The following is a 24,597-nucleotide window of genomic DNA, read 5'->3' as shown; positions in this document are numbered from 1 at the left end:
ACCGGGGATTTTCCCCGGAGGCGGCGCATTGCGCCTTCTCCGGGCTACCAAATCGCACAACGCTGTAGCCCCGGTAAGCGGTAGCGATACCGGGGATTTTCTCCGGAGGCGGCGCGTTGCGCCTTCTCCGGGTATTTACCCCGCTAATTCCCGCCATTTTCTTCTTTTTCGCCTCCCTTTATACTGCGCGCTATGTTCCTTGCTGATAATAAATACAAATGAAATACCTCTTTTTATTTTTACTGGTTTTCACCAGCGGCGCAGCGGTCGCCACCGAACCGGGCAGCCAGTATCAACAGCAGGCGGAAGCCGGCGATCGACGCGCGCAATATTACCTTGCCGATACCTGGGTCAGCTCCGGTGATTATCAGAAAGCCGAATACTGGGCGCAGAAGGCCGCCGCCCAGGGCGATGGCGATGCACTGGCGCTGCTGGCGCAGCTCAAAATTCGCAACCCTCAGCAGGCGGACTATCCGCAGGCCCGCCAGCTGGCGGAAAAAGCCGTCAAGGTCGGCAGTAAATCCGGGGAGATCGTTCTGGCGCGGGTGCTGGTGAACCGTCAGGCTGGCCCCACCGATGTGGCGCACGCCATCACGCTGCTGCAGGATGCCGCCCGGGATAGCGAAAGCGATGCAGCGGTGGACGCCCAGATGCTGCTGGGGCTGATCTACGCCAGCGGCGTGCACGGCCCGGAAGATGATGTGAAAGCGAGCGAATACTTCAAAGGCAGCTCGGCGCTCTCACGGACCGGCTATGCCGAATACTGGGCCGGGATGATGTTCCAGCAGGGAGAGAAAGGCTTTATCGAACCGAATAAGCAGAAGGCGCTGCACTGGCTTAACGTCAGCTGCCTGGAGGGGTTTGATACCGGCTGCGAAGAGTTTGACCGGATCAGTAAAGGATAAGAAAAAGCCCGGCGTTCGCGCCGGGCTTTGTGTTTTATTGGGCGGTTTTATCAAACTTGCCCAGCACTTCGCGTTCATACGCCAGCGCTTTTTTGCGGTCGAACTTATGCTCCCATTTGGCGATAACCAGCACCGCCAGCGCATTGCCCACCACGTTCAGCGCGGTACGCGCCATGTCGAGAATACGGTCGACACCGGCGATAAAGGCGAGGCCTTCCAGCGGGATCCCGACGCTACCCAGGGTTGCCAGCAGCACCACGAAGGAGACGCCCGGCACGCCAGCGATCCCTTTCGAGGTCACCATTAAGGTCAGCACCAGGGTGATCTCCTGCCAGATAGAGAGGTCGATACCGTACAGCTGGGCGATAAAGATCGCCGCGATGCTCTGATACAGCGTTGAACCATCGAGGTTAAAGGAATAACCGGTCGGCACCACAAAGCTGGTGATCGACGCCGGCGCGCCATAGGCTTCCATCTTCTCGATAATGCGCGGCAGCACGCTCTCCGAGCTGGCGGTGGAGTAGGCCAGAATCAGCTCATCTTTCAGGATACGGATCAGGATCCAGATGCTCAGGCCACACAGACGCGCGACAATCCCCAGCACCACCAGCGCGAAGAACAGGATCGCGAAGTAAACCAGCAGTACCAGCTTGGCCAGCGGCCACAGCGAGGCGAAACCAAAGGTGGCGACGGTCACCGAAATCAGGGCGAACACCCCGATCGGCGCATAGCGCATCACCATGTGGGTGACTTTAAACATGGTTTCGGAGATGGAGCGGAAGACCGTCACCAGCGGCTCACGGTGGGTCGCCGGCAGCGAGGAGAGCCCCAAACCAAACAGCACCGAGAAGAAGATAATCGGCAGCATATCGCCTTTCGCCATCGACGCCACGATGTTGGTCGGGACCAGCGACAGGATAGTGCCCATCAGGCCATGCGCATGGCTTTGCACCTCGGCAGTCGTGCTCTGATATTTCGAAATATCAACCGCCGCCAGCTGTGACATATCAATGCCGGTCCCCGGCTGAAAGACGTTGGCCAGGGTGATACCCAGCACGATCGCCACCGTGGTGATCACTTCGAAATAGATAATGGTTTTGGCGCCGATCCGGCCTAACTGCTTGGCATCGCCCACGCCGGCAATCCCGACCACCAGGGTCGAAATGACAATCGGGACCACGATCATTTTAATCAGATGGATAAAGATATCGCCCGCCGGCGTCAGCAAATTGCTAATCAACCAATCGCGACTTTCGGCGTGGTAATGCAGATAACTGCCCAGAAGGATACCCAGCACCAGGGCTAGCAAGATTTGCCAGGCCAGACTGACTTTTTTCGTTTTCTTCACTACTGACTTCCTCAATGAAAGGCACCATTCCTTTTCGTCATGGTACCCACTGCAGGGGGTATGAATTGTGTTGCGTTGCTTTGTGGGGTTATTTAACGCGCAATATCAGTATCATTTGCACGGCATGCTGCGCAAGCCTTTAAGAATAGGGCTTTCTTCTGGTTTTCTGCATAAAGTCACGAATTTTCCCCAGTTACAATGCATAAGTATTTGTAATAAAAAATATTTCACACCTTCCGTTTCTATAAATTCATTTACGTAATTATTTCACTTCAAAGTTTCATTTGATGAAATTTCACTCAGTTGAATCATTGCGTGATCTGCCCCCCAATTAACAAACAAAGCTGTCAAAACCCCTACTCTTAACGTTTGTTTGACATATATTTAACAAGTTCAAAGGAGAAAAAAAGCCATGAGCCAAATACACAAACACCCTATTCCCGCTAATATCGCGGAACGTTGCCTGATTAACCCGGAACAGTACAAGGCGCAGTACCAACAATCCATAACCGACCCTGATACATTTTGGGGCGAGCAGGGCAAGATCCTTGACTGGATACGCCCCTATACCCGCGTGAAGAACACCTCTTTCGCGCCGGGTAATATTTCCATCAAATGGTATGAAGATGGCACCCTGAACCTCGCCGCCAACTGCCTCGACCGCCATCTCGCCGAGCGCGGCGATCAAACCGCCATCATCTGGGAAGGCGACGACGCCAGCCAGAGCAAGCACATCACCTACCGTGAACTGCATGCGGACGTGTGCCGCTTCGCCAATGTGCTGCTCGACCTTGGGATTAAAAAAGGCGATGTGGTCGCCATTTATATGCCGATGGTGCCGGAAGCCGCGGTGGCGATGCTGGCCTGCGCCCGCATCGGCGCTATCCACTCAGTGATTTTCGGCGGCTTCTCGCCGGAGGCGGTGGCCGGACGCATTATCGACTCCAGCTCGCGCCTGGTGATCACCGCTGACGAAGGGCTGCGCGCTGGTCGCGCCATCCCGCTGAAGAAAAACGTTGATGACGCGCTGAAAAACCCGAACGTCAACAGTATTGAGCATGTCGTGGTCCTGAAACGTACCGGCGGCAAAATCGACTGGCAGGAAGGCCGCGACCTGTGGTGGAGCGACCTGATGGCGAACGCCAGCGCCGAGCACCGGCCCGTCGAGATGAACGCCGAAGATCCGCTGTTCATCCTCTATACCTCCGGCTCCACCGGCAAACCGAAAGGGGTGCTGCACACCACCGGCGGCTATCTGGTCTACGCGGCCACCACCTTTAAATACGTTTTCGACTACCATCCGGGCGATATTTACTGGTGCACCGCCGATGTGGGCTGGGTCACCGGCCACAGCTATCTGCTGTATGGTCCGCTGGCCTGCGGCGCCACCACCCTGATGTTCGAAGGGGTACCGAACTGGCCAACCCCGGCGCGTATGTGCCAGGTCGTCGATAAGCATAAGGTCAGCATTCTCTATACCGCCCCGACGGCTATCCGCGCCCTGATGGCGGAAGGCGACAAAGCGATCGAAGGCACAGACCGTTCCTCGCTGCGCATTCTCGGCTCGGTCGGCGAACCGATTAACCCGGAAGCCTGGGAGTGGTACTGGAAGAAGATCGGCAACGAGAAGTGCCCGGTGATGGACACCTGGTGGCAGACCGAAACCGGCGGCTTTATGATCACTCCGCTGCCGGGCGCAATCGAGCTGAAGGCCGGCTCCGCGACGCGTCCGTTCTTCGGCGTCCAGCCGGTGCTGGTGGATAACGAAGGCCTGCCGCTGGATGGCGCCACCGAGGGCAATCTTGCCATCGCCGACTCCTGGCCCGGCCAGGCGCGTACCCTGTTCGGTGACCATGAGCGCTTTGAGCAAACCTACTTCTCCACCTTCAAAAATATGTACTTTAGCGGCGATGGCGCGCGTCGCGATGAAGATGGTTACTACTGGATCACTGGCCGCGTGGATGACGTGCTGAATGTCTCCGGCCACCGTCTGGGTACCGCGGAAATTGAATCCGCGCTGGTGTCGCACCCGAAAATCGCTGAAGCGGCGGTGGTGGGGATCCCGCACAACATCAAAGGCCAGGCCATCTACGCCTACGTGACGCTCAATCACGGCGAAGAACCAACGCCGGAGCTGTATGCCGAAGTGCGTAACTGGGTGCGCAAAGAGATCGGCCCGCTGGCGACGCCGGATGTGCTGCACTGGACCGATTCGCTACCGAAAACCCGCTCGGGCAAAATCATGCGTCGCATTCTGCGTAAGATTGCCGCGGGCGACACCAGCAACCTCGGCGATACCTCGACGCTCGCCGATCCTGGCGTCGTGGAAAAACTGCTCGAAGAGAAGCAGGCCATAACGATGCCATCGTAAGCAAGGACCGATTCCCTACACCCTCTCCCCCCGCCGGGGAGAGGATAAAAATAAGTCCCTCCCCCAGGATTCCACTCGCAGGAACGCCGTCAGCAAACCGTATCCCGGCTCCATCGCCGGAGGGGTTGCTGTCGCCAGCGTCCGCTGAGTGGATGACGAAAGGGAGACCTCTGGAGACGCTAAGATGAATGAACAACTTTGTCAGCGGATAGAAAATAGTGCGCATTTCAGGGAGTTAGTTGCATCACGGCAACGGTTTGCCGCCATTCTGTCAGTGATTATGTTAGTGATCTACGTGGGCTTTATTTTGCTTATCGCCTTCGCGCCCGGCTGGCTCGGCACTCCGCTGCACGCCGGTACCAGCGTCACCCGCGGGATCCCGCTCGGCATTGGCGTGATCGTCATTTCGTTTATCCTGACCGGTATTTATGTCTGGCGGGCCAATGGTGAATTCGACCGTTTGACCAAGAGCGTTCTCAACGAGGTAAAAGCATGATCAAGAGAGTCCTGACGGCGCTCGCCGCCACGCTGCTGCCCCTCGGCGCTCACGCGGCAGACGCCATTACCGGCGCGGTACAGCGCCAGCCGACCAACTGGCAGGCGATTGTCATGTTCCTGATTTTCGTCGCCCTGACGCTTTACATCACCTACTGGGCCTCAAAACGGGTACGTTCGCGCAGCGATTATTATACGGCCGGCGGCAATATTACTGGCTTCCAGAACGGGCTGGCGATTGCCGGCGACTTTATGTCGGCAGCGTCGTTCCTCGGTATTTCCGCGCTGGTGTATACCTCAGGCTACGACGGCCTGATCTACTCGCTTGGCTTTCTCGTCGGCTGGCCGATTATCCTGTTTCTGATTGCCGAACGACTGCGCAACCTTGGCCGCTATACCTTTGCTGACGTCGCTTCATACCGCCTGAAGCAGGGGCCGATCCGCACCCTCTCCGCCTGCGGTTCGCTGGTGGTGGTGGCCCTGTATCTGATTGCCCAGATGGTGGGCGCCGGCAAGCTGATCCAGCTGCTGTTCGGCCTTAATTACCATGTCGCCGTGGTGCTGGTTGGCGTGCTGATGGTGCTCTATGTCCTGTTCGGCGGCATGCTGGCGACCACCTGGGTGCAGATTATTAAAGCGGTTCTGCTGCTGTGCGGCGCCAGTTTTATGGCCTTTATGGTCATGAAGCACGTCGGCTTCAGCTTCAATAACCTGTTTACCGAGGCGATGGCGGTCCACCCGAAAGGGGCGGCGATTATGAGTCCCGGCGGACTGGTGAAAGATCCGATATCGGCGCTCTCTCTGGGTCTGGGTCTGATGTTCGGTACCGCTGGCCTGCCGCATATTCTGATGCGCTTCTTTACCGTGAGCGACGCCAAAGAAGCACGTAAAAGCGTCTTCTACGCCACCGGTTTTATGGGCTATTTCTATATCCTGACCTTTATCATCGGCTTCGGCGCCATCATGCTGGTCGGCGCGAACCCGGCGTTTAAAGACGCGGCCGGACAGCTTATCGGCGGCAATAACATGGCGGCGGTGCACCTGGCGGATGCGGTGGGGGGCAATTTGTTCCTCGGCTTTATCTCCGCGGTAGCCTTCGCCACTATCCTGGCGGTGGTGGCGGGCCTGACCCTCGCCGGCGCGTCAGCGGTGTCGCACGACCTGTACGCCAACGTCTTCCGCAAGGGCGCGACCGAGCGTCAGGAGCTGAAGGTCTCCAAGATCACCGTGCTGATCCTTGGGGTGGTGGCCATTCTGCTGGGTATTCTGTTTGAAAATCAGAACATTGCTTTCATGGTCGGCCTGGCCTTCTCCATCGCCGCCAGCTGTAACTTCCCGATTATTCTGCTGTCGATGTACTGGTCGAAGCTGACCACCCGCGGCGCGATGGTCGGCGGCTGGCTGGGCCTGCTGACTGCGGTCATTCTGATGATCCTCGGCCCGACCATTTGGGTGCAGATCCTCGGCCATGAGAAAGCGCTGTTCCCGTATGAATATCCGGCGCTGTTCTCCATCGCCATCGCGTTCATCGGTATCTGGGTCTTCTCCGCCACCGATAACTCACCGGAAGGGATGCGCGAGCGCGAGCAGTTCCGCGCCCAGTTTATCCGTTCACAAACCGGGATCGGTATCGAACGCGGCCAGGCGCATTAATCGTTCTCTCCCCTTCCCCGGCGCCGTCCGGAGAAGGGGGTTATTCTGACCGGCTCAGTTATAGGTAAATGTGATCACCCCGGTGGCGTTTGCCGAACCGGCGGTCACCGCGCTGCCTGTTTTGTAATAGTTGGTGGTAAAAGTGAGCGTTTGCATGGCCGCTGCGCCACCAGGACTGTCGGGATTAGTAAAATAGCTGTAGCTGGCATCCGCGCCGCTGTTGGTCACCGTAGTGCGGCCCGAGGAATAGAGACTGAGGTCAGTATTCAACGGCATCGCTTTGCCATCCATATTTAACTGAACCCCCACCCCGGTGGCAACATTCTCCTCTGCCGTTAAGGCCATCACCGTGTTGCCAGGATTATTGCCGCTCGCTTGCGTCGCCACCACCCGCATTAAAACATTGGTCCCCGGCTCGCAGGAGAGGGTCAGGGGCTGTTGCGCACTCCCCACCTTCGTCGCGGTGTTAAACTCGCTGGCATTGATGCTACCCATGGCAAAACTGAGACTATTGCTACTGACGATACACCCCATCGGGATCATCTGGATGCTGGTGGTGCCGCTGATGTGCAGCCGGGAAATGGAGATTGTCCCGCCACTATCCTTAGCCGATACTGTGGCCACCGGATCGCTGAACGATAATTGACTGTTGCTGCCAATAGCGCCGCCGGTGGCCACCAGCTGCAGCTGATACGCCGGGGTGTAATAGGTCGACGCATAATAATCAAACAGACCGGTGGGCTTACCGAGATAGTAATTCACATCGCCGATATAATGCACCTGCGAGTCGGGGCTGAAATCATCGGTATCGCCATCACCATCGTCACCAGTGATATTGAGCCACACCTTAACGCGGATACCGATCCCCTGCACCGAAGTGGCATAGATATTATCCCCTATCAGCGCCCCGGCATTGTTTGAGGACCAGGCAAACACCGCGTAGACACTGCCCTGACAGTTAGTCAGCTTCGTTTGCGCGCGGGTAATTTTCCCCGAGTCATACAGCACGGTGCCCGCGGTGTAGCTCCCGGCGTTAACCAGGATCTTTTCCGGCAGGTTGGTCATTGAGATATCGCCATAGTTGGTCCCTCCGCATACTGCCCAGCTATAGACGGGGCACAGCGCCAATATGAGCAATAAGATCCATTTTTTCATATCCATCCCTGTCGAAACGTTATTTGTAAGCCACATCGAACGTGGCGGTAAAGCCGACAATCCCCGGCCTTACCTGGCCATAGGGCGAAAACATGCGCGCCATCATATTGAAAGTATGAACGTCCGCATTATCACCAAAGGTATAGAGATACTGGTCGCCAGGCCCGAGGGGCTGCTGATCGGCAAGAGTGAGAAGTTGCATACCGACGCCGCTGGCCCCGTCGCTGCCTGTGCGGAAGTTTTTATAAACCGAGGTGTAAGTGTTATCGAATTTTGCTCCGCTAAATGCGATGGTTACCGCCGACGCATCGGCGGAACAACTGGAAAAGACCAGCTTAACCGGCACGCTGGCGCCGCTCGACCCGGCATTTCCGGAGAACGTCTGCGAGGAGACGGTGCCTAAATCGATACTGTTCGACGGTTCCACGGCCACCTCGCAGGAAGGCGCTTCGATGGTGCCCGTGACGTTAAAATTGACCGTGCTGCTGCCTTCATAAGCCAGCGCCGGAAGGGAGAGCAGCAAAAGGCTGGCCACCAGGATGCCCCTTGTGCTGCCGTCTCGCATATTCATATCAGCCCCTTCTTCCATGTTGAAAACCTGCATCCATTACCGGCATTCGGCCTGATAGAACAGAATATCGTCGCCAAGAGCCATGCTGGAGAAGTCGTAATGAACGGTGCACTGCTCACTGCTTTTCTCCCCCCAGCGCGCTAACAGCTGGCCTTTTTTCTGCAGCCCCGTGAGATACACCTGCCCCTCATCGCCGACAATATTGCTGCGCGCCGCGCTGGCGCGATCATTATCAAGGGTCACCAGCGCGCCGAAAGGCACCACACCGTTGCGAGTACGCAGGGTGAGCATCGCCTTATAGCCAATTCGGGTGTCATACTGCACTTTGACGATTGCATTGCGCGTTGGGACCACCGTTCTGGCGACGTTATCCACCTCGGCGCCAGCCATCTGCTGTTCATCCAGCGCCAGGCTGTTGCGATGGTAAGGGCGAACATACGGTACGACGGCATACCCGGCGGCATCCGTCGTCACGTTGGTCTGGCCCTGCACCCGCACATCGCTGACGCCGGGCGTTTCGATCAGTGCAGCACTCTCACCCAGAAAGCGCGACAGCGTGAGCCCGCCCGCGTGAGCAACCATGCCGCCGCGCAGCGAATAATTGTAGTGATTGCTGTAGTGGTCGTAGCCATAGCCGCCGGCGACATCGCCTTTTGCTCCCTGATAATTGACGCTGAGGTTGCCGGAGGTGCTCTTATCCTGGGTGTTGTAACCCTCCTGGAGACTCCAGTTGAGAGAGCGATCCTCGAACGCCGAGCCATTGAGCCCCACGCTGTGCGTGGTGTCGTTATGCCGACCATGGTTCAAGGTGTAATTCGCCGAGAGCGTCTCGCCAAGCGGGATGCTTAGCGTCAGGGAGACGATGGTATCGCTGGCCGGCCGGTTATTGCCGCTGTCATCGGTACTTTGCACATTGCGGTTATAGGAATAGTTAATAAAGTAGGAGGCCTTGCCAATCGACCCGCTATAGCCCACGCCTACCGACTCCATGCGCGAGCTGTCCCAATAGGTTTCATTGACCAGCGAAAGCGAGAGCGAACCATAGCCAAACAGCGTCTGCGACAGCGAAGCGTCAAACCGGCCTTTCGTTCTGCCGCTCTGCGTACAGCAGTCGCGCTGCGTGGAGGCGTTATCGACAAAATCCTGAAACGAATAGTATCCCGCGGTGGAGTAGCGATAGCCGGCCACGGAAAAGCTGGTGCCCGTCTGCAGAAAGCTTTTGCTGAAGCGGACGCGATACGATTGCCCCTGTTCTTTGCGGGTTGACGAGGCCGTATCGCTGGTTTTCACGTCGGCCCACGACTGAGAGCCGTCAAACGACAGCGCGCCGATGGTGCCAAGGTTAAAGCCAGCGCCTAACAGCAGGTTGGTGTATTTATCTTCCGCCTGCTGAAAGCCGGTATAGAGAGTAAAGTTACTGGTGGCGCCATAGGCCAGGGAAGACTGAATAAAGTTGTATTCTTTATCGTCGGAGCTGCCTGAGCGCGTCCTGCCGCTGCTCAGCGCATAGTCCAGCTGGCCCTCGCGCTGCAGGACCGCCAGCGAGGCAAAAGGCACCACAAAGTTTTGCTCGCTGCCGTCAGACTCTTTAACGGTGACGTACAGATCGCCGGCGCTGCCGGTGGCATACAGATCGTTAATCTCAAAGGCGCCGGGAGCGACGGTGGTTTTATAAATGCTGTAACCATTCTGATAAACCGAGACCTCCGCGGTGGTGCGCGCGATCCCTCGAATCGTCCGCGCAAAGCCATGCAGGCTATCCGGCAGCATCTCTTTGTCCGAACTGAGCTGCAGGCCGGTAAAGCTCACACTGTCGAAGATGCCGGAAGAGGTATAGGTATTACCGACCACCAGTTGACTGCGCAGGGTGTGAATATCGCGGGCAAGGTACGAGTAAACCGACTCCCAGCGGCTGCTGTTGTCGCTGTGGCTATAGGTGCTGTAGTTGCGCAGACGCCATGGCCCCAGATTCACCCCAGGCTGCAAGCTAACAAACTGGCTGTCTACGGTCGCGCCATTATGCCGCGGCGCATTGCGCTGCCCGGTGACACTATAGTTGAGAAGACCGGCGTTGATCCCCTGCTGCCACTGGCTCTCCGGTATATAGTCTCTTGGGCGATTCAGCATCGCGGCCTGCGGCACGGTAAAATCGATTCGCTGTTGGGCAAGAGACACCGAAAATGTCATCCCGGGGATCGCCGACAGCCGGGCGCAGGTTTCCCCTGCCGCGAACAGCTGGGGATAGGCGGTGGTATTAATCAACCACGAATTCAGATACTCCGCGGAAAGACAGGGAGAAGCGGTCGCGCCTGCGTCATGGCCAATTTCCTGAAAGGTCAGCGATTCTGAACTGACATACTTATCATTGATGTAAACATCCAGATGATAGGTGCCCGGCGGTACGCCATCTTGCGAAAAATAGGACAGATCCACCGAAGCCGCAGGATCCTCGGCGACTTCGAGTAAATTCGGGTTGAAATATTCACCGGCCTCAGCGCGAGAAGACAAGGTACTCAGGCACAAAACAATAGCGACGCAGATACTTTTGGTTGAAAACAGTAGCTCAACGCTACTGAATGATAGCGGTATATTTCTTCCCTGACATACCATAATCATTAATCACGCTCCATGTGATCTCTTTTTTCCCTGTCGCGGACAAGGTACTCTGCACGGGTATTTTTAAAGTAGAAAATGGGGCAGCAAACCATGCGCCAGAAATATTTTTCCCGTTAAGACTAACCTGGGAAAAATTCATATACAGCGGTGAGTTATTTTTTACCGTCACCGAGTCCCCCGCTTTTCCCCACTGTAATTTTTCGGCATACGATTCCGGTGTATTGCCTTTTAACGCGGCAGGTCGATAAATCAATTTTATTTTCGAGTTGATGGCAAACTGCACCACATTTTTATCCGGGACATATTCCGTTGCCGGGATCCCTTTGATATTGAGCCAAAACATCGACTCGCGATCGTCGGGTAATTTTTTTCCTGAGCGGACAACGCGCACGAATCCTTTCTCTCCGGCTTTGAGACGGAACAGCGGCGGCGTAATAATAAACGCGTCTTTGGCTGGCGACGCGGCATCCACCACCGAGAGCCAGGACTGGACGATATTGCTGCTCTGATCTTTATTCTCAACCGTGATGACGGCGTTGTTTTTCGCACCATCAAACACCAGACGCGTGCCGCCCACGACCACGCTGGCTTGCGCAATAGAGGAAGACAGCAAAAAACCGACCACAAAAAAAGGATATCTCATACGTTTAATTAAAGGGGAATAGCAGACGATTCCCCTTTCTCCATTCAACAAAACGCCGAATTAATAATAAGTCACGTTATAAGTCACAGTTGTCTGAACGGTACCTTTCGTCGGATCGGTATCACCCGACTTCACCATTTTAACGGTGAATGGAATGGTTGCGGCACCGGAAGAAATATCGACATCCGAACCCTCTTCATTATTCTTCATTACCTTACCCGCTTCGTCAAAAAGGGCCACAGCAACACCGGTTGCCGGCTCATCAGTCGCCTGGTTTTTAAAATAATCGCTGTTCGCGGTATCGGAAACACCGCCAAAAGTGACGCGAGCGATACTGTTGCCACCGTCTTCCGCGGTCGGGCAATCGGCTAAGCTAAAGGAGAAGTTCTTGGCAGCGCCGAAGGTATACGCTTTCAGATCCGCCACTGAGGTGGTGCCCATATCAATAGCCGTTACGCCGCCGTCAATAGTCGCCGTACAGGTCGTATCGGAAACAACACCATTAAAAGTAATGGTGTTATCGGCCTGAGCAACGGTAGACAGCACGCTGCAGGCAGAGAAAATCAGGGCACCCGCCAGAATTTTTTTACTCATCTTCATATTTATTCCCATATCCATTATAAACGACAATCAGTCCGTCAATTGTTTTATGCAGATATATTAGAGAATGAATTTGCATCCGCGCGGCGTCACATACACATTTACGTGACATATAATTTATGATAATTAATATTATACATAAATAAACGACCAGCATTTGAATCCATTCAATAATACAAGCCCGCGTAAAAAGAATAACGAACAGAGGGTAAAAGCTCAATTATTAATGTAAAAATTGATTTTTAAACAAATCGCCTTAAAAAATGAGAAAAATAAGATAAAGTTCCTTTGAAATCATAGCGATACAAACTTATAAAATTCTTAGAGATAATAAAAAGCCTATACATCATTCGCAATATAATTAGATCACTATTGATTATGAAATATTTAGTTACAAAGAGAGGATGGTAATAAGAATTGCCTTAATCTTTTCTGATGACCAATAACCGGCATAAACAAAAAGGGGCGAAAATAGTTCACAACTATTCCGCCCCTCAATATTTCATAACAACCGGTTACACGAGAACGCTAAAACAGCAGCCAGCGCACTAACGGCGCCGCCAGCACCACCACTACGCCAGACAGCATCATCACCAGGCTGGCCACCACGCCCTCCTGCTGGCCCAGCTCATAGGAGCGCGCCGTCCCGGCACCATGGGAAGCCGCGCCGAACCCGGCTCCTTTCGCCATCCCTTCCCGGATAGCCAGGCGTAAAAACAGCATATCCCCCACCGCCATGCCAAAGACGCCGGTGATCACCACAAACAGCGCCACCAGATCGGGCTGACCACCGAGCGGTTTCGCCGCCGCCAGCGCAAAGGGCGTGGTCACCGAGCGCACCGCCAGGCTGCGCTGGATTTCATCAGACAACATCAATCCGCGCGCCAGCCATACGGAGCTGGTCACCGCCACCACCACCGCCGTTACCACCCCGGCGCTGAGCGACATCCAGTGGCGTTTGATCACCGCGACATTTTCATAGACCGGGACGGCAAAGGCGATGGTGGCGGGGCCCAGCAGCCACAGCAGCCAGTGGGTCTCTCCCATATAGCTCTGATAAGAGATATGGCCCAGCACCAGGATCAGCACCAGCAGGATCGGCGTGAACACCAGCGGCATCAGCGGCAGTTTATGAAAACGGCGATACAGTTTTTTATTGGCGTAATAGAGACCCAGCGTCGCCACCAGACACAGGACGCTCAGCATGACATCACTCATTTTTTTAGCCGGCTCACTTCGTAACGATAGACCCTGTCGACGACCCAGGCCGTCGCGCCGAGCACCATCAGCGTGCTTAAGGCAATCACCAGGAAAATCCGCCAGCCATCAACCATCAGCAGCTGGGTATAATTGACCACCGCGACCACCGCCGGGACGAAAAACAGCAGCATCTCCGCCAGCAACCAGCGGGCGCCGGCGCGAACCCAGTTCAAGGGGATCACCCGGCAGACGATCAGCAGCAGGAGCATCACCATGCCGACCAGGTTAGCCGGCAGGGGTACCTGCCACCTGTTCACCAGATATTGCGCAAAAATAAATAACCCGACATAAAGAAGCACCTGCAGCGGGATTTGAAGACGCTGCGCCACGGCGGGGGCAACGCGAGCTGGCGCGAAGGCCATGAGCGATATTCCTGAAAAAAAGAAGTCAGGCGTGCAGTATAGAGAGCCGCCGAAGCGGACAGAAATGAATTAAAATCATCGCAGGTATAGTCTCAGGGAATAATTATGGATATCCGAACGCTGCGCTATTTCGTTGAAGTGGTTCGTCAGCAGAGTTTTACTCGCGCGGCGGAAAAGCTGTTCGTCACACAGCCCACCATCAGCAAGATGCTCAAAAATCTCGAAGATGAACTGAACTGCACGCTGTTGATCCGCGATGGCCGTAAACTGCTGCTCACCGATACCGGGCGCGTTGTTTTTGAACGCGGCCAGGCGATCCTTGGCGAGTTCAGCCAGCTGGAGTCAGAACTGAGCGATATCAACCACCTGCATAAAGGGGTGCTGCGGCTTGGCATTCCACCGATGGTCGGAATGCTGATGGCGGAGCCGATCAGCCGCTTCCGCGAGCGCTACCCGGGCGTCGAGCTGAAAATCGCCGAGTTTGGCGGCCTGACGGTCCAGCAGGCGGTCAGCAACGGCGAGCTCGATATGGCGATGACCGCCCTGCCCATCGAAGAGGGTAGCCACCTCACCACCCTGCCGTTGTTCAACCACCCGCTGTGCGTCCTGACGCCAAGAACCGCGCCGTGGGAGGGCGTGACCTCGCTCTCGCCGGCAGAGCTGGCGGCATATCCGCTGGTCATCTACAACGAAGAATTTGCCCTCAGCCAGCAGCTGATGCGCCTGTTTGCCGAGCATGACGTAAAGCCGCGTATCGCGGTGCGCAGCGGACAGTGGGATTTTCTCGCCGCGATGGTGCAGGCCGGCATTGGCGTGGCGATCCTGCCCGAGCCGATTTGCCAGCGTCTCGACCCGCAGAACTTTTGCTGGATCCCATTACAAAGCGAGCTGCGCTGGGAGCTGGGGATGATTTGGCGGGAGGGCGTGTATATGTCGCGCAGCGCTGAGGCCTGGCTGGCGTGCAGTAAAGCGTTCTGGCTGGAATAATTCCCTGGTGACAACGCGTTTCGCAGAGGAATGGGTAGCCCGGGTCAGGCGCTTGCGCCGCTGCCCGGGTTTCCCCCGGTCGCGCTAACGCTTACCGGGGCGACACATTGGCTGCAGTCTCGCCAGTAGCCCGAATAAGCGTCGCGCTATCCGGACTAAAGGTTATTGATCTTCGATTAACAGCGCTTCCAGCAGGTCGAGATCGTGCAGCAGCTTCTGCAGCGTCTCGTTACTGATCTGCCGGGTGGCGCGCAGGTGATACAGCTCTCCACGCTCGGAGCGCAGCGCCGCCAGGCGGAAGCGACGCTCGAGGCTCTCCTCCAGCATAGAGGTTTCCACGTCGTTACGACCATCGACGCGGCGGCGCAGGTTACCGATCACCCGCGAACTGACTTCGGTCAGCAGCTGGTTATCGATATTCTCTTTGGTATCCGCCGCCAGCCGCTCTTCCATCTTCTGGATCGCCACAATCGCCACGTCTGCCGTCGCTGCGCGCGCCAGCCGTTCCTCTTTCCGCTGCTGCACGTTGTCACTCGACTCGATGTGGCGCAGCAGGATCGGCAGCGCTATCACCCCGACGAACAGCGAGAACAGGATCACCCCGGCGGCGAGGAAAATCAGCTCATAGCGCGCCGGGAAAACATTCCCGTCCGGCAGCAACAGCGGAATCGAGAGCACACCGGCGAGGGTAATCGCCCCGCGCACCCCGGCCACAGAGGAGATCAGCAGCTCGCGGGTGGTCCAGGAGCCAAACTCCATCGGTTTCTTCTTCAGGAAGCGCTGACTAAGCTTACGCATCGACCACAGCCAGCCAAAACGCACCAGCATCAGCGCGGCATAGATCAGGATGATGTCGGTAAACAGCATCCAGGTCTCGACGTTGGGGTCAGCTTCCGCCGCCACCAGCGAGCTGGAGAGGATATCCGGCAGCTGCAGGCCCAACAGCAGGAAGACCATGCCGTTGAAGACAAATTCCAGCATCGCCCAGGTGCTGTTGGCGCGCAGACGCATGGCCAACGGCGCGGTACGCATCACGCCGGAACGGGTGATGGTCATCCCCGCCGCCACCGCCGCCAGGATACCGGAGACACCGATATGTTCGGCAATCAGATAGGAGGCAAACGGCAGCAGGAACAGCAGGACAATCTGCGTGGCGGGTTCATCCCCGCCCCAGCGGCTGAGGAAACGCATCGAACGGCCATACGACCAGCTCACCACAAACCCGGCCAGCACGCCGCCGATCGCCACCTTCAGAAATTCTACGGTCGCGCCGCCAACGGTAAAGACCATAGTGCCCATCGCCACCGCGACGGCAAACTTGAGCGAAACCAGACCAGAGGCGTCGTTCATTAACGCCTCCCCCTGCAGAATGCCCATGATTTTTTTCGGTATCCGCCCTTCCCCGACGATGCCGGAGAGCGCCACGGCATCGGTCGGCGAGAGTACGGCCGCCAGCGCGAACGCCGGGATCAGCGGAATGCCAGGCACAATCCAGTAGATCAGAAAGCCGATGCCGACCACCGTCACGACCACCAGCGCCAGCGCCAGACCAAGGATCTCCCGCCCGTGTTCAATAAATTCACGGGTCGGCGTTTTCCAGCCGTCGGCGAACAGCAGCGGCGGGATAAACAGGACCAGAAACAGCTCTGGATCAAATTCAACGTGCAAACCGAAGGTCGGCCACGCCAGAAGCGCGCCAATGGCGATTTGCATCAGTGGGAGTGGAACCTGAAAGGGCAGTACACGCGTCACTACCCCGGACAGTGAGACCACAAGGGTCATGATGAGGATGGTAAAGAATATTTCCATGTGTTCCCTGTTTGCTGCGTTTTCTTTTATACCTGTGAGGCGTCGTGCCTGTGAATCATACGCTACCCAGATTAACGCAAATGGAAACAGGATGTGGCTTAAAAATAAAACGGGCGGCCTGAGCCGCCCGTGAGGAGCACGAAGGGTTTAAATCGCCCAACCGCCCGCGTAAAACGCCACCAGTGCCACGGCGATAATTACCGTACCGAGGTTCAGCTTGCGCCACTCGCCGGAGACCAGACGGCCAATCACCAGGGTAGCGAAACCGATCATGATGCCGGTCACGATGTTACAGGTCAGCACGATAAACACCGCGGTGATCAGGCCAGCCATCGCGTCAACGAAGTCGTTGAAATCGATTTTTGCCACGTTGCTCAGCATCAGCAGGCCGACGTACATCAGCGCCGGCGCGGTCGCGTAGGCCGGTACCAGATAAGAGAGCGGGGAGAGGAACAGGATCAGCAGGAACAGGACACCGACCGTCACCGCGGTCAGACCGGTTTTACCGCCAGCCGCGGTACCCGCCGCCGATTCGATATACACCGCCGCTGGCGCCGCGCCAACTAAACCGGAGAAGACGCTGCTCAGGGAGTCGGTGGTCAACGCTTTACCGCCGTTGATGATCTGTCCGTCTTTGTCCAGCAGGTTTGCCTGGCCGGCCACCGCGCGGATAGTACCGGTGGCGTCAAAGACCGCCGTCATCACCAGCGCCAGCACGCTGGGCAGCACGACCGGGTTCAGCGCGCCGATGATGTCGAGGCTGCCGATCAGCGAGTTGCCTTTATCATCGCTCAGGGATGGCATGGCGAAAATACCGGAGAAATGGACGTTCGGATCGAAAATCAGGCCCACAATCGACACACCAATAATGGTCAGCAGAATACCGCCCGGCACCTTCATTTTTTCCAGACCAATGATCACCGCGAGGCCAATCAGCGACATCACCACCGGGAAGCTGGCAAATTTGCCCAGCGCCACCGGCAGACCGTCCAGCGGATTTTTGATCACCAGACCAACGCCGTTGGCGGCGATCAGCAGCAGGAACAGGCCAATCCCGATCCCGGTACCGTGCGCCACGCCCTGCGGCAGGTTGCGCAAGATCCAGCTGCGGATGCCGGTCGCGGAAATCACCGTAAACAGGACACCCATCAGGAATACCGCGCCGAGGGCCACCGGAATACTGATCTGCTGCCCCAGCACCAGGCTGAAGGCGGTGAAGGCGGTCAACGAAATGGCGCAGCCGATAGCCATCGGCAGATTTGCCCATAACCCCATCACCAGCGAGCCAACGCCCGCCACCAGACAGGTCGAGACAAACACCGCGGCCGGCGGGAAGCCCGCTTTACCGAGCATGCCCGGCACCACGATGACGGAGTAAACCATCGCCAGAAAGGTAGTAAGACCTGCAACAATCTCCTGACGCACGGTGCTACCGCGCGCCGAAATTTTAAACCAGGCGTCTAATGAACCGCCGGTACGCGCTGAAGGCGTAGACATAGAAAACTTCCCCTGAAAATTTTTATTGTTCGTTGATATGCATGGTGGACCCTCCACTGCCAGTTAAACGCGATCTCCTTGTACCGAATCGCAGCGCCAGGGGGGCTGCAAAAAAGCAAACGTTTAACTCCGCGCATACACTACGGTGTGTCAACCTTATCTCCTCCCTCTGGATAGCAGAAAAAAGAGGGAGCAAAACAGAAAGGCAAACGATTATCCGGCCTTTAGATAACCCTTTTCAACCGATGTTTATCGTATTTCGCTAAATTTCGCTTATGACGAGCAGAAAATAACCAGACGATGCGCAAACGTTATCGTCTATGCGCAATCCGCTAACAAATTTTTAGTGAGTTGCTTTCATTTGTCGGCGTCATCGGATCCGCTGATACCTCAGGCGCCGGGTAAGGTGAAGGGACCGCCGCGCTCGATGGCCCGCTGCCAGGCCGGACGCTGCTCCACCCGCTGTCGCCAGGCCTCAATATGGACAAGGTCATGCACGCCACCGCGCGCCAACAGCGCCATCACCGGGAAGCTCATCTGGATATCGGCCATACTTAGACGCTCGCCGGCAAACCATGGCCGCGTGGCAAGATGGTCGTCAATAAACCGCGCATGGGTGGCCAGCTGGGGATCCAGCCACGCTTTCTGAATGCCCTTGCCCAGCAGGGCGCCCAGAGAGCGGACGCCAAAGGGCACAGGGGGTTTACCCAGGCTGGCGAACACCAGCTTCATTAACAGCAGCGGCATCAGCGAGCCTTCGGCATAGTGCAGCCAGAAGCGGTACTGCAGTTTGTCCTCTATCGCCTGCGGCTTCAGCAGCCCGCCGCTGTCCCAGGTCTCCTGCAAATACTCGAGAATGGCCCCGGACTCCGCCAGCACATAGCCGTTGTCTTCCAGCACCGGCGATTTCCCCAACGGATGGACTTTCTTCAGCGCCGCCGGCGCCAGCATCGACTTTTCCCGCTGATAGCGGACTATCTGATAAGGCAGCTGCAGCTCTTCCAGTGCCCACAGTACGCGTTGCGATCGTGATTGATTAAGATGGTGTACCGTCAGCATGGGCCTCTCCCGTGGTTTGTTCAAATTAACTATAGGAACAGGCGCTCATTGCCGGGAAAATTTCGGCAAAATAGTGAGGAAAAAATGACGGCAGCTGCCATAGTTAAAGTGTCGACGCAAACCGGAACCTCCATCAACAGATTGCGCAATACTGAGGGACGTCGATGTCGGGGGAAACCCTCTCGTGAACCAGCGAGATAATGCGAAAGACAAAGACCGGAAAACAACTAAAGCGCCCAGTTGTGGCGCTTTAGTTTTATTACTCCTCTTCCAGCAGCCGGGCGCCGGTCCCCTCTTCCCCCAGCTTATCGCCCGGGTTGCGCAGCGGGCAGTCGCGCCGTGATAAACAGCCGCAGCCGATACAGCCGTCGAGCTGGTCGCGCAACGCCGTCAGGGTATGAATACGCCGGTCCAGCTCCTCACGCCACTGCGATGACAGCATCTTCCACTCTTTTGCGCTGAGGTTGTGCCCTTCCGGCAGTACGCCAAACGCGTCGCCGATGGTCGCCAGCGGGATGCCGATGCGTTGCGCAATTTTGATAATCGCCACCGCGCGCAGGACATCGCGCCGGTAGCGCCGCTGGTTGCCGGCATTCCGCTGGCTATGGATCAGGCCTTTACTCTCATAAAAATGGAGAGCCGAGACCGCCACGCCGGTTCGTTTTGCCACTTCCCCGGGCGTCAGCAGCATTTTGATGCGGGGTGATTTCTTTTCCATAAAGCGCTTTACCTCAAGTTAACTTGAGGAATTATACTCGCCCGCAGACAAAACGACGAATCGAGAATTGAGAGAGGCCGCTTTATGTCCCATCAGGATATTATTCAAACACTGATTGAATGGATTGATGAACATATCGATCAACCACTTAACATTGATATAGTCGCCAGAAAGTCAGGATACTCGAAATGGTATCTGCAGCGGATGTTCCGTACCGTAATGCATCAGACGCTGGGTGATTATATTCGTCAGCGCCGCCTGCTGCTGGCGGCGGAAGCGTTGCGAACCACTCAGCGACCTATCTTTGATATCGCGATGGATCTGGGCTACGTCTCGCAGCAAACCTTCTCCCGGGTGTTCCGTCGCGAGTTCGACCGCACTCCCAGCGACTACCGCCATCAGATCTCCGCGTGACGCGGCGGCTGAGGCCTGCTTATGGGCGTGGGAGCATTCGCTAACCACTGCATAAACTCCCGCGCCGGCATGGCTTTCGCAAACAGCCAGCCCTGACAAAATTGCACGCCGCGCTTGTAGAGCCAGCTTACCTGCTCCGGGGTCTCCACCCCTTCCGCGATAGTTTTTAAACGCAGCCCGCGCGCCATCTCGATGATGTGCTCAGCGATCAGATGGCTGGTGTTGTTGGTGGTCAGCGTATCAACGAAGGTTTTATCGATTTTGAGGATATCGACATTCAGCGCGTGCAGATTATGCAGATTCGAGTAGCCGGTACCAAAATCATCGATCGCAATCTCATAGCCTGCTTCGCGGAACGCCTGGATCACCGGCGTCGTTTTCGCCACGTCGATAAACCCGCGCTCGGTCACTTCGATTTTGATCTGTCCGATGCAGACCGCATAGCTGTGCGCTTTCTCACTGATCTGGGAAATCAGCCGCGCCGAGTGGAAATCGGACGCAGAGAGATTGATCGCCACATACAGCTGCGGATGGCTGGCAAGAAACTCACCCATTTCATAAAACAGCTCGTCCACCACGTAGTCCGTGATCTGGGCAATCATGCCTTCATTTTCCGCCAGCGGGATAAACTCCGCCGGGTTCATCACCGGACCATCAAACCCCGGCCATCGCAGTAGCGCCTCCGCCCCGACGCAGCGGTTATTTTTAATATCGATAATCGGCTGGTAGTGCAGCCGCAGCTGGCGGCAGCTCAGAGCCCGCTGTAGCATATTGCGCGGTGAGTGATACTGGCGGCGGGTTCGTGTCCACACCAGCACCAGTAAAATACTGCAAATGATCCCCAGCGGCAGCGTCAGGCTCGCCTGGTCACAGAAGTTGTGGTAGTAGCTGGCCCGGGAGGTGGACATGATGACCGCGATCGGCCGGATAGCGGAGCGGGCTATCGTATACACCCGACCATTCTGATTAAAAAAAGCATCGCCTTCGCGAATTAACGCCTGGAGTTCGGCGGGCTCAACATTATTACTCAGCGAGAAAAAGAGGTTGGTTTTAGTATCGAAAACGCCATAGGCTAAATCGCGGTCGCTGGCAATCACCGAGCTGAACGAGTAGGGGTTGACCACCACCACATAGGGCCCCTTCTGCATATAATTCATGGCAAAGCCCGGGTAAAACGGCGTATCCCGATAGTAGTAAATCGCCACATCCGGCTTTTTGGTGTAATTCGCCGCGGGCATCCGCCAGCCGGTCTCGGGATGAGCGGACGTTGAACAGATAAAGCGCTGACCGTTGGCGTAGATCAGATCTTCTACATACAGCAGACCGCGAACAATATGCAGTAAATAACGCTGGTGCTCCGCTGAGCATAGCTCACCACGATACTGGCTGGCTTTAAACCGCGCCTGATCCGCTTCCCGGATGACCATTTCTGTTTTTTGCAGCGCCAGCTGCGAAAATGAGTGCAATTGATCAATGGTTTCGGCTTTGGCCCGCAGCTGGGCAAACCACAATGCCAACATCACCGGCAATAAAATAACCAGCCCCATTCCGACAAGTCTGAGCGCCTTATGCGGCGCACTGTCAGCCATTTACGCTTTCATCCATGCGATATGCCTTAATTAAGGTAGCCCGAACACGTTAGCAATCGCGACTGCGATAGACATCAGCAGATATCTGCCAGCCCTTCAGGGCGTCAGCTTTTCAGCTGGTGGTGTTGAATAATACTTATTTATCAGGTATTCGAAAGATATTCTCGTCAGATTAAGAATAGACGCGCATCTGACTCGGTTTCTCCGTGTAATAAACAGGAACTGGTAATAAAACCCGCAGAATAATAATCATTAGCAAGAGAATGAAAATAAGATAATCGGGTTTTGCTTACCTATATCCACACAAAATTAAAGCTTATTAAGCGCAGCGAAAGCTCATTTTTTGGCTGGCGAATAAAGCACCAAGTGTGATATAGTTCACACAAGTTGATGAAACAGAAATGACGTTTCATCACTCTCTAGTTTGCCAGTCGAGACCAGAGCGCTATGCCATCGTCAGTCGCGCCAGGTCATCCATGGCTCCCCGACTTTCTTTGAGGATAGGTTAATGGCTTCCATTACTACCAGTGTCGTTTTGTTGCGCTGGCCCCTGGTGAGCGCGGTACTGATGTTTCTCGCCAGCTCGTTGAATATCCAGTTACGGAAAAGCGATTATGCCGGTCTGGCAGTGATCTGCAGCTGCCTCGGCCTTGCCGCCGCCTGCTGGTTCGCCACCGGTTTGCTGGGCATCACCCTGATCGATATCGCCAAAATCTGGGGCAACATCAAAGATGTGATGATTGAGGTCATGAGTCAGACGCCGCCAGAATGGCCAATGATGATGACCTGAGGTTAAAAAGCTTCCCACCGGGAAGCTTTTTCGTTTTCTACGGTCCTTACTTCCCCAGTTTCGCCATCATCTCCGGGCGCATAAATTTATGGATCACCACCATAAAGAGCAGCGATGGCACCAGCAAAATCAGCGCCGTAATCGACGAGACCTGATAGTTACCCGACATGCTGGCGTTATAGAGCAGTAGCGGCAGCGTGGTGATATCCGGCGCGCCGACAAAGAAGGTGCCGGTAAACTCATCCAGCGACTCCAGAAAAACGAAGATGCTGGCGGCAACGATCCCCGGCGCCGCCTGCGGCAGCACAATGTGCCAGAAGGTATATACCGGTCCGGCGCCAAGGTTACGCGACGCCCGCGCCAGCAGCGGGTCGATGGATGAGAAGGCTGCCATACAGATCCACACCGAATACATCAGGCCGTGGACGCTATGCACCAGCACCACCCCCGCGATACTGCCGTTCAATCCCCACTGATAAAACAATCGGGCAACATTCATGTATACCGTCAAGTTGGGAAAGGCCTGCGGGATGAGAAACAGCAGCATAAACAGCACCCGCAGCGGCATTTTCCGCCGGGAAAGCGCATAGCCGGCGGGGACGGAAATCAGCAAACAGACCCCCACCGATAACAGGGCGATCAACACGCTGGTTAACAGCGAACCGGACACATCGCTGTATGGATTGAAAACCTGATACCAGTACTTCAACCCCCACTGACTGGGCAGCGAATGGGGAAAATACCAGCTTTCCGCTACGGTCCAGATCAACAGGTTCAGCAACGGGCCAAACATCGCCAGCAGCATAAACAGCAGCAGCAGGGTCTGCAGCGCCAGGCTGGCGCGCACTTTACGGCGCCCTTTTATCCACCATGACGGGGATGAGGCGAGAGTCAGCGCTTTCATGATTCCCCTCCTTTTTGCTGCAGGCTGTGGCGCAGGTAAAACCACGACAGCGCGCCGCAGATCGCCAGCGACACCATACCCAGCGCATTCGCCACCGCGTAATCGCCATAGGAATTCACGCGAAACGCCATATCCACCGTCAGCATCGTCGGCGTTCCGACGCCGATCATCAACGGTACCGACAGCACCGACATCATGGTCACCGTCGACAGCACCAGCGCCACGCCGATGGTCGGCAGGACCTGCGGCAGCATGATATCGAACAGGATCCGCGGCCGGGAGGCGCCAAGGTTACGCGCAGCAAGGATCTGCGACGACTCCAGCGCCGCCATCGCCCCGCAGATCAGCAGCGTGGCAAAGGCCAGTTGCTTCCAGACAAAGGTGATCACTATCCCTTTCCATCCCAGCCAGGAGAGCGTCTCCAGCGGTGTGACCAGGTCGGCCGCCACCAGCGCATTGTTCATCAGGCCATTTTTGGCGAGAAAAGTGCGCATCATCTGGGCGACAACGATAAACGGAATAAACAGCGGTAAGCGATACAAAAAACCCAGCAGACGAACAACGGGTCGGCACGGTGACAGCGCAATCACTGCCGACAGGGTAATGGCGATCAGCGCTAACAGCGCCACTGAGACCAGTACGATAATCAGCGAAAAGAGCACATCACTGGCGTAAAGCGCATAGACCTTGCGGAAGTGATCGAGCGTGAACGGCTGTCCCGGCGCGGTAAACGCCGAGACCAGCGAAAACCCCAGCGGATACAAAAACAGGATCGCGATCATCAGCGCCGCCGGAGCAACCAGCAGCAGATATTTTAATGAACTGGACATAATGCACCTGGCGTCAGCACA

22 protein-coding genes and 1 pseudogene are annotated in these 24,597 nt (G+C 56.1%); 7 read left to right on the top strand and 16 right to left on the bottom strand.

Translation table 11 applies throughout. The annotated features are described in order from the left end of the window. Nucleotides 1-218 precede the first annotated feature (218 nt). Nucleotides 219-905, top strand: a complete 687-nt coding sequence (locus A1WC_RS23770; protein ID WP_016160120.1) for a tetratricopeptide repeat protein — start codon at nucleotides 219-221, stop codon at nucleotides 903-905. Between the two features lie 34 nt (nucleotides 906-939). On the opposite strand, the gene gltP is transcribed toward A1WC_RS23770, so the two are convergent. Both gltP and A1WC_RS25575 read right to left on the bottom strand, forming a co-directional pair. Next, the gene (gene gltP, locus A1WC_RS23775) at nucleotides 940-2,253 is read right to left on the bottom strand and encodes a glutamate/aspartate:proton symporter GltP (RefSeq protein WP_012543161.1); all 1,314 of its coding nucleotides are present in this window, start codon (nucleotides 2,251-2,253) and stop codon (nucleotides 940-942) included. A 111-nt stretch (nucleotides 2,254-2,364) separates the two neighbouring features. Then, nucleotides 2,365-2,565, bottom strand: a pseudogene (locus A1WC_RS25575) (hypothetical protein). 100 nt (nucleotides 2,566-2,665) lie between these two features. Between A1WC_RS25575 and acs the strand changes: the two are divergent. The 3 genes from acs to actP all read left to right on the top strand — a co-directional run bounded on the left by acs (nucleotide 2,666) and on the right by actP (nucleotide 6,772). Next, nucleotides 2,666-4,624 carry an acetate--CoA ligase gene (acs, locus tag A1WC_RS23780; RefSeq protein ID WP_008807262.1) on the top strand — a complete coding sequence of 653 codons (1,959 nt, stop codon included), beginning with the start codon at nucleotides 2,666-2,668 and terminating at the stop codon, nucleotides 4,622-4,624. A 184-nt stretch (nucleotides 4,625-4,808) separates the two neighbouring features. Beyond that, complete coding sequence (locus A1WC_RS23785) at nucleotides 4,809-5,120, top strand: DUF485 domain-containing protein (RefSeq protein WP_004177812.1); 312 nt, start codon at nucleotides 4,809-4,811, stop codon at nucleotides 5,118-5,120. Next, nucleotides 5,120-6,772: a cation/acetate symporter ActP gene (gene actP / locus A1WC_RS23790; RefSeq protein WP_024623073.1), complete on the top strand. Its 1,653-nt coding sequence runs from the start codon at nucleotides 5,120-5,122 to the stop codon at nucleotides 6,770-6,772. Before A1WC_RS23785 ends, actP begins: the two co-directional genes overlap by 1 nt. A 54-nt stretch (nucleotides 6,773-6,826) precedes the next feature. Here actP and A1WC_RS23795 read toward each other — a convergent pair whose 3' ends face one another. The 7 genes from A1WC_RS23795 to A1WC_RS23825 form a co-directional block, all read right to left on the bottom strand. Next, a complete protein-coding gene (locus A1WC_RS23795) occupies nucleotides 6,827-7,927 on the bottom strand; it encodes a type 1 fimbrial protein (RefSeq protein ID WP_016160119.1) in 1,101 nt (366 codons plus the stop codon). 19 nt (nucleotides 7,928-7,946) lie between these two features. Beyond that, nucleotides 7,947-8,498, bottom strand: a complete 552-nt coding sequence (locus tag A1WC_RS23800; RefSeq protein ID WP_050569050.1) for a fimbrial protein — start codon at nucleotides 8,496-8,498, stop codon at nucleotides 7,947-7,949. A 36-nt stretch (nucleotides 8,499-8,534) separates the two neighbouring features. Continuing rightward, nucleotides 8,535-11,114: a fimbria/pilus outer membrane usher protein gene (locus A1WC_RS23805; protein ID WP_016160117.1), complete on the bottom strand. Its 2,580-nt coding sequence runs from the start codon at nucleotides 11,112-11,114 to the stop codon at nucleotides 8,535-8,537. Then, nucleotides 11,068-11,757: a fimbrial assembly chaperone gene (locus A1WC_RS23810; protein WP_032691118.1), complete on the bottom strand. Its 690-nt coding sequence runs from the start codon at nucleotides 11,755-11,757 to the stop codon at nucleotides 11,068-11,070. Before A1WC_RS23810 ends, A1WC_RS23805 begins: the two co-directional genes overlap by 47 nt. 60 nt (nucleotides 11,758-11,817) lie before the next feature. Continuing rightward, entirely contained in the window at nucleotides 11,818-12,375 is a 558-nt protein-coding gene (locus A1WC_RS23815; RefSeq protein ID WP_074442684.1) for a fimbrial protein, read from the bottom strand. Nucleotides 12,376-12,885: 510 nt separating this feature from the next. Next, nucleotides 12,886-13,575 carry an LrgB family protein gene (locus tag A1WC_RS23820; RefSeq protein WP_032691117.1) on the bottom strand — a complete coding sequence of 230 codons (690 nt, stop codon included), beginning with the start codon at nucleotides 13,573-13,575 and terminating at the stop codon, nucleotides 12,886-12,888. Beyond that, nucleotides 13,572-13,979 carry a CidA/LrgA family protein gene (locus A1WC_RS23825; protein WP_012969152.1) on the bottom strand — a complete coding sequence of 136 codons (408 nt, stop codon included), beginning with the start codon at nucleotides 13,977-13,979 and terminating at the stop codon, nucleotides 13,572-13,574. Before A1WC_RS23825 ends, A1WC_RS23820 begins: the two co-directional genes overlap by 4 nt. 105 nt (nucleotides 13,980-14,084) lie before the next feature. Between A1WC_RS23825 and A1WC_RS23830 the strand changes: the two genes are divergently transcribed. Continuing rightward, the gene (locus A1WC_RS23830) at nucleotides 14,085-14,966 is read left to right on the top strand and encodes a LysR family transcriptional regulator (RefSeq protein WP_012543171.1); all 882 of its coding nucleotides are present in this window, start codon (nucleotides 14,085-14,087) and stop codon (nucleotides 14,964-14,966) included. Nucleotides 14,967-15,128: 162 nt separating this feature from the next. Here the strand turns inward: A1WC_RS23830 and A1WC_RS23835 are convergent, their stop codons facing one another. The 4 genes from A1WC_RS23835 to soxR form a co-directional block, all read right to left on the bottom strand. Further along, a complete protein-coding gene (locus A1WC_RS23835) occupies nucleotides 15,129-16,775 on the bottom strand; it encodes a Na+/H+ antiporter (RefSeq protein ID WP_012543172.1) in 1,647 nt (548 codons plus the stop codon). A gap of 147 nt (nucleotides 16,776-16,922) precedes the next feature. Next, a complete protein-coding gene (locus A1WC_RS23840) occupies nucleotides 16,923-18,272 on the bottom strand; it encodes an NCS2 family permease (protein WP_008807272.1) in 1,350 nt (449 codons plus the stop codon). Between the two features lie 390 nt (nucleotides 18,273-18,662). Continuing rightward, nucleotides 18,663-19,331: a glutathione S-transferase family protein gene (locus A1WC_RS23845; protein ID WP_008807273.1), complete on the bottom strand. Its 669-nt coding sequence runs from the start codon at nucleotides 19,329-19,331 to the stop codon at nucleotides 18,663-18,665. A gap of 259 nt (nucleotides 19,332-19,590) precedes the next feature. Continuing rightward, entirely contained in the window at nucleotides 19,591-20,049 is a 459-nt protein-coding gene (gene soxR / locus A1WC_RS23850) for a redox-sensitive transcriptional activator SoxR (RefSeq protein WP_004206331.1), read from the bottom strand. 84 nt (nucleotides 20,050-20,133) lie between these two features. Between soxR and soxS the strand changes: the two genes are divergently transcribed. Beyond that, a complete protein-coding gene (soxS, locus tag A1WC_RS23855) occupies nucleotides 20,134-20,463 on the top strand; it encodes a superoxide response transcriptional regulator SoxS (protein WP_004151738.1) in 330 nt (109 codons plus the stop codon). Here the strand turns inward: soxS and A1WC_RS23860 are convergent. Further along, complete coding sequence (locus A1WC_RS23860; protein WP_008807274.1) at nucleotides 20,448-22,052, bottom strand: EAL domain-containing protein; 1,605 nt, start codon at nucleotides 22,050-22,052, stop codon at nucleotides 20,448-20,450. The genes soxS and A1WC_RS23860 overlap by 16 nt on opposite strands. Before the next feature lie 508 nt (nucleotides 22,053-22,560). On the opposite strand from A1WC_RS23860, the gene A1WC_RS23865 reads away from it, so the two are divergent. Continuing rightward, nucleotides 22,561-22,842 (top strand): YjcB family protein, encoded by a 282-nt coding sequence (locus A1WC_RS23865; RefSeq protein WP_008807275.1) that lies wholly within the window; start codon nucleotides 22,561-22,563, stop codon nucleotides 22,840-22,842. 46 nt (nucleotides 22,843-22,888) lie between these two features. On the opposite strand, the gene A1WC_RS23870 is transcribed toward A1WC_RS23865, so the two are convergent. Both A1WC_RS23870 and A1WC_RS23875 read right to left on the bottom strand, forming a co-directional pair. Then, entirely contained in the window at nucleotides 22,889-23,746 is an 858-nt protein-coding gene (locus A1WC_RS23870) for an ABC transporter permease (protein ID WP_012543174.1), read from the bottom strand. Continuing rightward, entirely contained in the window at nucleotides 23,743-24,576 is an 834-nt protein-coding gene (locus tag A1WC_RS23875; RefSeq protein ID WP_012969154.1) for an ABC transporter permease, read from the bottom strand. The genes A1WC_RS23870 and A1WC_RS23875 overlap by 4 nt, the downstream gene beginning before the upstream one ends. Nucleotides 24,577-24,597: the final 21 nt, after the last annotated feature.

Origin of the sequence: Klebsiella sp. KTE92, assembly GCF_000398905.1 — a bacterium.
Classification (GTDB): Bacteria; Pseudomonadota; Gammaproteobacteria; order Enterobacterales; family Enterobacteriaceae; genus Klebsiella; species Klebsiella variicola.
Note: the sequence above shows the minus strand (reverse complement) of the source record. Positions and strands in the feature narration are given on the sequence as shown.